Genomic DNA, 5430 nt, shown 5'->3' on the forward strand with positions numbered 1-5430 from the left:
AGGGCCTGGGCCGCGTCGGCCCAGCGCGGCTCGGCCAGCAGTTCAGGCAACGAGGGCGGCGAGCACGCGCTCGGCGTGTTGCTGGACCGACAGCCCGCGCTGATCAGCGGCGACGTCTGCGCGCAGGCTGGCGCGGCCACCGGCGCCCAGGCCATCAAGCCAGGCCGCGCCGCCCGCATGGCCGGCCGCTGCGGGCGCCGTCAGCGGGCGCAGCGGAGCGGTGGAGAACAGCGGGGAGGTGGGTGACGGGATGACGCCGATCATGGCCGTTAGGGATTTGAGGCAGTGGGTTTCAGCTTAGCGAGACAGGCGGCGGCTGGCGATTGCGGCTGCCCCTAATTCGAAGTCGCCTTTCGCTGCCGCGGCGTCCTGCTGGGCCACGCTGGCGAGCGTCGGCGGACGGGCTCGCGGGTCGCCCTCGTTGACGAACACGCGCTGGCCGTCGCGCTGCAGCGTGTCCTCGGGCCTGATGCGGTCCGCGGACTGTCGGCTCAGGTTCACCGTCAGCGTCTCCACCGCCTCGGTCGGCGTGTCGCGACGCACTGCGCCGGTGACGCGGTAGGTGGGCAGCGGCAGCACGCTCAGCCAGCCGTCGACGGCTTCCGGCAGCAGGCCATCCACCGCGTCGGCCAGGGGCTCGGGCAGCTCCAGGTCCCGGTCGGCCGGCAGGGGGTCGAGAAGAACGGGTTGGCGGGTGCCGTCGGCGTTGCCGTACACGGGGCCGGTGGCGGACCGAGTGCTGGAGACGTTGCTCATGATGATGCCGTGCGGTGTGGTGTATCGCTGCATTTCAGGCCAGTCCGGCAGCGCAGGCAATTGCGGCTGCTGCTGTTTCTGAACGTTAGCGACTCAACCGAACAAGCGCTTCAGCAGATCCATCACGACAGTGGGCCGCGCCAGCAGTTCTTCGTTCAACAGCGCCACCAGGCTGCCCAGCTGCAGCAGCAGCACCAGGTGGCCCACGATCGACTTGATGGACATGGACAGGCTGAACACATTGAGCTGCTGCGCAAAGCGGTTGACCAGACCGAGCACGCCGTCCACCAGGTAGAGCAGCACCAGTGACGGCGCGGCCACCAGCAGCGCCAGCCGCAGCATGCGGCCGAACTCGGCCTCGAAGGCCAGCATGCCTTTGGGGATCAGCTGCCAGTCGCCATGGGTGGGCCAGAACGCGAAGCTGTCCAGCAGCAGCGCGGCGAACAGCATGAAGCCGCCCGAGGCCATGAAGACCCAGCTCGCCAGCCGCGCCAGGAAGGCCCCGGTCAGCGAGGTCTGGTGGCCCGACAGCGGGTCCAGCACCTGGGCCTGGCCCGCGCCGGTCTTGTTGTCGATCAGCTGGCCGGCCATCTCGAACGACCACATCAGCCCCGCGAACAGAAAGCCCAGTGCCGCGCCGATCATGGCCTCACGGCCATAGAGCAGCGCCCATTGCCAGCCGCTCAGGTTCAGCGGCTTGAGCTCCTGGACCAGCAGGCCGAGCATGGCCAGCGCCAGGAAGATGGCATTGCGGATCAGCGCCGGGATCAGGTCCTGCGTGAACAGCGGCACCAGCAGGAAGGCCACCGCCACCCGCATCGTCGACAGGCCCAGCAGCAGTGCCGCGTCACTTGGGTGGCTGACCCAGAACTGGTACATCAGTGCTTGATTTTCACGAGGCCCGGAAACTCACTGAACACCTTGTCACCCAGCTGGTAGAGGCTGCCGCCCAGCAGCGAGGCCGTGATGAAGATGGTGATGACGATGGCGAAGAACTTGGCCACGTACTGCACCGTCTGCTCCTGCAGCTGCGTGGCCGCCTGCACGAAGGCGATCAGCAGGCCGACGACGGCGGCCACGATGATGGGCGGCGCCGACAACAGCAGCACCAGCCACAGGGCCTGCTGGGTGAGTTGGATGACTTCGCTGTTCATGTCAGTGGCCAATCCCTGTTGCTTTGCATTTGCGGGTCGAGCGCCGGGCCGCTCCCAAGCCGGCCCGCTCTGGCGATGTGCTCGCGGCTCGATGCCGAGAGCATCGCCGTCCCCTCGGGGGACCGGTCAAGGCGAAGCCTTGGACGAGGGGCTTCATGTCTGGTACGTGAGAACCAAGCCGTGCGTCAGCTTGACCCAGCCGTCGATCAGCACGAACAGCAGCAGCTTGAACGGCAGCGACACGGTGGTCGGCGACAGCATCTGCATGCCCATGGCCATCAGGATGTTGGAAATGACGAGGTCGATGACGAGGAAGGGCAGGAAGATCAGGAAGCCGATCTCGAAAGCCACTGTCAGCTCGGTCACCGTGAAGGCCGGCACGATGACGAGGAAGTCGCGCTCGGTCAGCTGGGCGGCCTGCTCGGGCTTGAGGCTGCGCTGCGCCGTCTTCAGGAAGAAGGCGCGCTCCAGCGGCCGGCTGTGCTTGATCAGGAACTCGCGCAGCGGCTCCTTGGCCGTGTCGGCGGCGGCCAGCATCTCGCTGGTGGAGCCCTTGGCCAGGGCGGGCGAGGCGCTCAGGCTTTCCTGCATCTGCACGCCCACCGGGTACATCACATAGATGCTGAGGATCAGCGCCAGGCCGTTCAGCACGACGTTGGGCGGCACCTGCTGCAGGCCCATGGCATTGCGCAGCAGGCTGAGCACGACGACGAGCTTGGTGAATGACGTGACCATCACCGCCACGAAAGGCGCCAGCGCCAGCAGGATGACGGTGATGAGGGCCGAGGCGGGCGTGAAGGTGCTCAGGTCCATAGGTCAGAGTGCATCGATGCGAAGCGCCTGGCCGTCTCCCCAGGGCACCAGGCGGCCGCGGGCGCGCACCGTGTCGGGCCGCGCGGCGTCGATGAGTTGGCATTGCACGGGCACGGCGGGGCCGGGTTGGCGCCAGCCCATCACGATGTCCAGCGCGAGCGGCTGCTCCCAGCGCGCCACCAGCTGCCAGGGCTTTTCAGCCGCGACCGGCTCGCCGCGCGCGCGCCACCGAGTCAGCGCCGGCTCCTCCAGCAGCACCAGCGCGCCAGGCTCCAGCGCCGCCAGCTCCTCGTCGCCAAGGTGCCATTGCGCCAGCAGGCATTCGGCCGGTGTCGCCTGCCACTGCAGGCCCGGCACTTCGGGCGCTGCGGCCAGTGCACGCAGCGCGGCCCAGGGCAGCGACAGCCGCGCTTCGGCCCCGGCGCCGCGCCAGCTGGCCTGGGCGCCGCCCGCCAGCATGCCGCCCGTGACGGCCACCCATTGCCATGGCGCATCGCCCAGCAGGCCCGCCGCCGCAAGGCTGTCGAGCAGCTCGCCCGCCAGGTCCAGCACCACGGCCGCCTCGGCGGCGCAAGGCGGCAGCCCGCCGGGCGTGAAGTCTCCGGCGCTGATGCACAGCCGCACCGGCCCGGCCAGGTAGTGCCAGGTCAATGCCTGCGTCGAGGCTTGCGGGATCGAAGTCATGCCCGCCGGCTCACCATGATGCGGGTGAGCTCCGTGACCGACTTCGCCTTCATCTTGCGCATGCCGCGCGAGCGGTACAGCTCCACGCTCTTGAGCGACAGCTTGATCTCGTCGGCGATGTTCTTGTTCATCAGGCCCTTGACCACCAGCGACAGGACCTGGCGCTCGCGCGGCGACAGCGTCTGCGAGCGGCGCTCGAACTCCTCGCGCGAGCCCTCGACGTCGGCGTCGATGCCGGCGTCCATGTCGGTCGGTGCGAAGGCGCGGTCCAGGGCCGCGCTCAGGGCCGCGTCGTCCAGCGGTTTCTCCAGCAGCGAGACGGCGCCGCGCTTTTGCATCGCCGCCACGGCCAGCGGCACGTCGGCATGGCCGCTCATGTAGATGACGGGCAGGTGGATGCCGCGCTCGCGCAGCGCGTCGTGCAGGTCAAGGCCCGACAGCTCGGGCATGCGCACGTCCAGCATCAGGCAGGTGGAGTCGGGCCAGGTCGTGCCCACGGCCACGCGGGCCAGGGACTGCAGCGCGTCGCGCGGGTCGGCCCAGTCGCGCACCTGGCAGCCGAAGCCTTCCAGCCAGAAGCGCAGGGAGTCGCGGAACTCGTGGTTGTCGTCCACCACGTAAATCTGCCGAGGTGTCATGCCGTCTTCTCCAGGGTGGGTGAGGTGGCCGCCATCACGGGCAGCGCGAAGTGAAAGCAGCAGCCGCCGGACTCGCGCCGCGTGAACCACAGGCGGCCCTGGTGCATCTCGATCAGCGAGCGGCAGATGGACAGGCCCAGACCCATGCCGTTGGGCTTGGTGGAGCTGAAGGGCACGAACAGGCGCGCTTCGGTTTGCGGCGTGATGCCGGGGCCGTTGTCGCCCACGCGCAGCTCGGCGCGGCCGGCGTCCACCTGCAGCTCGATGTCGATGAGGGCCTCGGCCGGCCGGTCCAGCCGCAGTGCGTCGAGCGCGTTGCGCAGCAGGTTGATGAGGACCTGCTGCAGCATGACGGCGTCGCCCTGCACGGGCACCGGGGTCAGTGGCAGGCGCAGCATCAGACGCACGGCCTCGCGCTGCAGGTCCCAGTCCAGCAGGGCCAGGCTCTGATGCACCAGGTCGACCAGGTCGATTCGCTCGGTCTTGGGCTGGCGCGACTGCGTGTACTCGCGAATGCGGCTGATGATCTGGCTGGCATAGCCGACCTGATGCACGGCCTTGTCCAGCGCCGCGAGTTCGTCGGTGCTCTCGGGGTGGCGGCGCGCCAGGCGCAGCTTGAGGCCGCGCAGCAGATTGACGGTGGCCCCGATGGGCTGGTTGAGTTCATGCGCCAGCACGCTGCCCATCTCGCTGACGGTCAGCGAGCGCGACGTGAACAGCAGACCCTCGCGGTCGTCGAGCTGGCGCTGCAGGTGATGCAGGCGCGCGCGCTCGTCATCCAGGCGCAGCAGCACATGGCGGGCATCCAGCGCGACGCGCTGGGCCACGTACTCGCCGCTGACGCCGCAGCGCGTGCGCGCGCCCATCGGGGCCTTCAGCGCCGTGGCCAGACCGTGCAGCGGCTGCGCCCAGTGCTCGGCCAGGGCACCGGGATCGCCGGGCAGCAGGGTCTGCATGGGCGCGTTCAGCGCCACCAGGAAGTCCCCGTCCAGGATGGCCAGCGCCTGGCCCAGGTCGCCCAGCGCGTGCAGCAGCGTCGCGTCGATGCGGGTCACTGGTGCACCCTTCGGCCTGCGGCCTTGCCTGGCCGACAGCGCGGCCAGGCGTTCGCCAGGCGTGGGATGCCCACAGGGCATCCCATGTCCGGGCTCACTCCCGCCACGCGGGAGCGAGCTTGCCTGGGGCGGCCCGGCGCGCCGCTCATGCCTTCTCCTGCGGCCACAGCGGCTGGTTGCACAGCAGCCAGGTCAGCGATGCGCGCGCGCCGAGCAGGGCCCGCAGGCTGGGGCTGGCCGGCGCCTGCACCAGCACCTCGGCCCACTGCGCAATGCCCGGCGCGACGTCGTCCAGCCGCAGCTCGCAGCTGACCTGACCCGGCGCCAGCG

9 protein-coding genes are annotated in these 5430 nt (G+C 69.7%); all 9 read right to left on the minus strand.

Going from position 1 to position 5430, the window contains the following annotated elements; translation table 11 throughout:
- Nucleotides 1-42: 42 nt before the first annotated feature.
- Nucleotides 43-264 carry a hypothetical protein gene (locus ACT6S0_RS26015; RefSeq protein ID WP_444766634.1) on the minus strand — a complete coding sequence of 74 codons (222 nt, stop codon included), beginning with the start codon at nucleotides 262-264 and terminating at the stop codon, nucleotides 43-45.
- A gap of 33 nt (nucleotides 265-297) precedes the next feature.
- Nucleotides 298-789, minus strand: a complete 492-nt coding sequence (locus ACT6S0_RS26020) for a hypothetical protein (RefSeq protein ID WP_444766635.1) — start codon at nucleotides 787-789, stop codon at nucleotides 298-300.
- A 60-nt stretch (nucleotides 790-849) separates the two neighbouring features.
- Complete coding sequence (sctT, locus tag ACT6S0_RS26025) at nucleotides 850-1635, minus strand: type III secretion system export apparatus subunit SctT (RefSeq protein WP_444766636.1); 786 nt, start codon at nucleotides 1633-1635, stop codon at nucleotides 850-852.
- Complete coding sequence (gene sctS / locus ACT6S0_RS26030) at nucleotides 1635-1910, minus strand: type III secretion system export apparatus subunit SctS (protein WP_444766637.1); 276 nt, start codon at nucleotides 1908-1910, stop codon at nucleotides 1635-1637. Before sctS ends, sctT begins: the two co-directional genes overlap by 1 nt.
- Nucleotides 1911-2063: 153 nt before the next feature.
- Nucleotides 2064-2723: a type III secretion system export apparatus subunit SctR gene (gene sctR / locus ACT6S0_RS26035; RefSeq protein WP_444766638.1), complete on the minus strand. Its 660-nt coding sequence runs from the start codon at nucleotides 2721-2723 to the stop codon at nucleotides 2064-2066.
- Between the two features lie 3 nt (nucleotides 2724-2726).
- Nucleotides 2727-3407 carry a hypothetical protein gene (locus ACT6S0_RS26040; protein ID WP_444766639.1) on the minus strand — a complete coding sequence of 227 codons (681 nt, stop codon included), beginning with the start codon at nucleotides 3405-3407 and terminating at the stop codon, nucleotides 2727-2729.
- Entirely contained in the window at nucleotides 3404-4045 is a 642-nt protein-coding gene (locus ACT6S0_RS26045) for a response regulator transcription factor (protein WP_444766640.1), read from the minus strand. The genes ACT6S0_RS26040 and ACT6S0_RS26045 overlap by 4 nt, the downstream gene beginning before the upstream one ends.
- Complete coding sequence (locus ACT6S0_RS26050; protein ID WP_444766641.1) at nucleotides 4042-5100, minus strand: sensor histidine kinase; 1059 nt, start codon at nucleotides 5098-5100, stop codon at nucleotides 4042-4044. The genes ACT6S0_RS26045 and ACT6S0_RS26050 overlap by 4 nt, the downstream gene beginning before the upstream one ends.
- Nucleotides 5101-5245: 145 nt before the next feature.
- Nucleotides 5246-5430, minus strand: a 185-nt coding sequence (locus ACT6S0_RS26055) for a hypothetical protein (RefSeq protein WP_444766642.1), incomplete at its 5' end; no start/stop codon positions are given.

The organism is Roseateles sp. (genome assembly GCF_052436255.1).
In the GTDB taxonomy this organism is placed as follows: domain Bacteria; phylum Pseudomonadota; class Gammaproteobacteria; order Burkholderiales; family Burkholderiaceae_C; genus Pelomonas.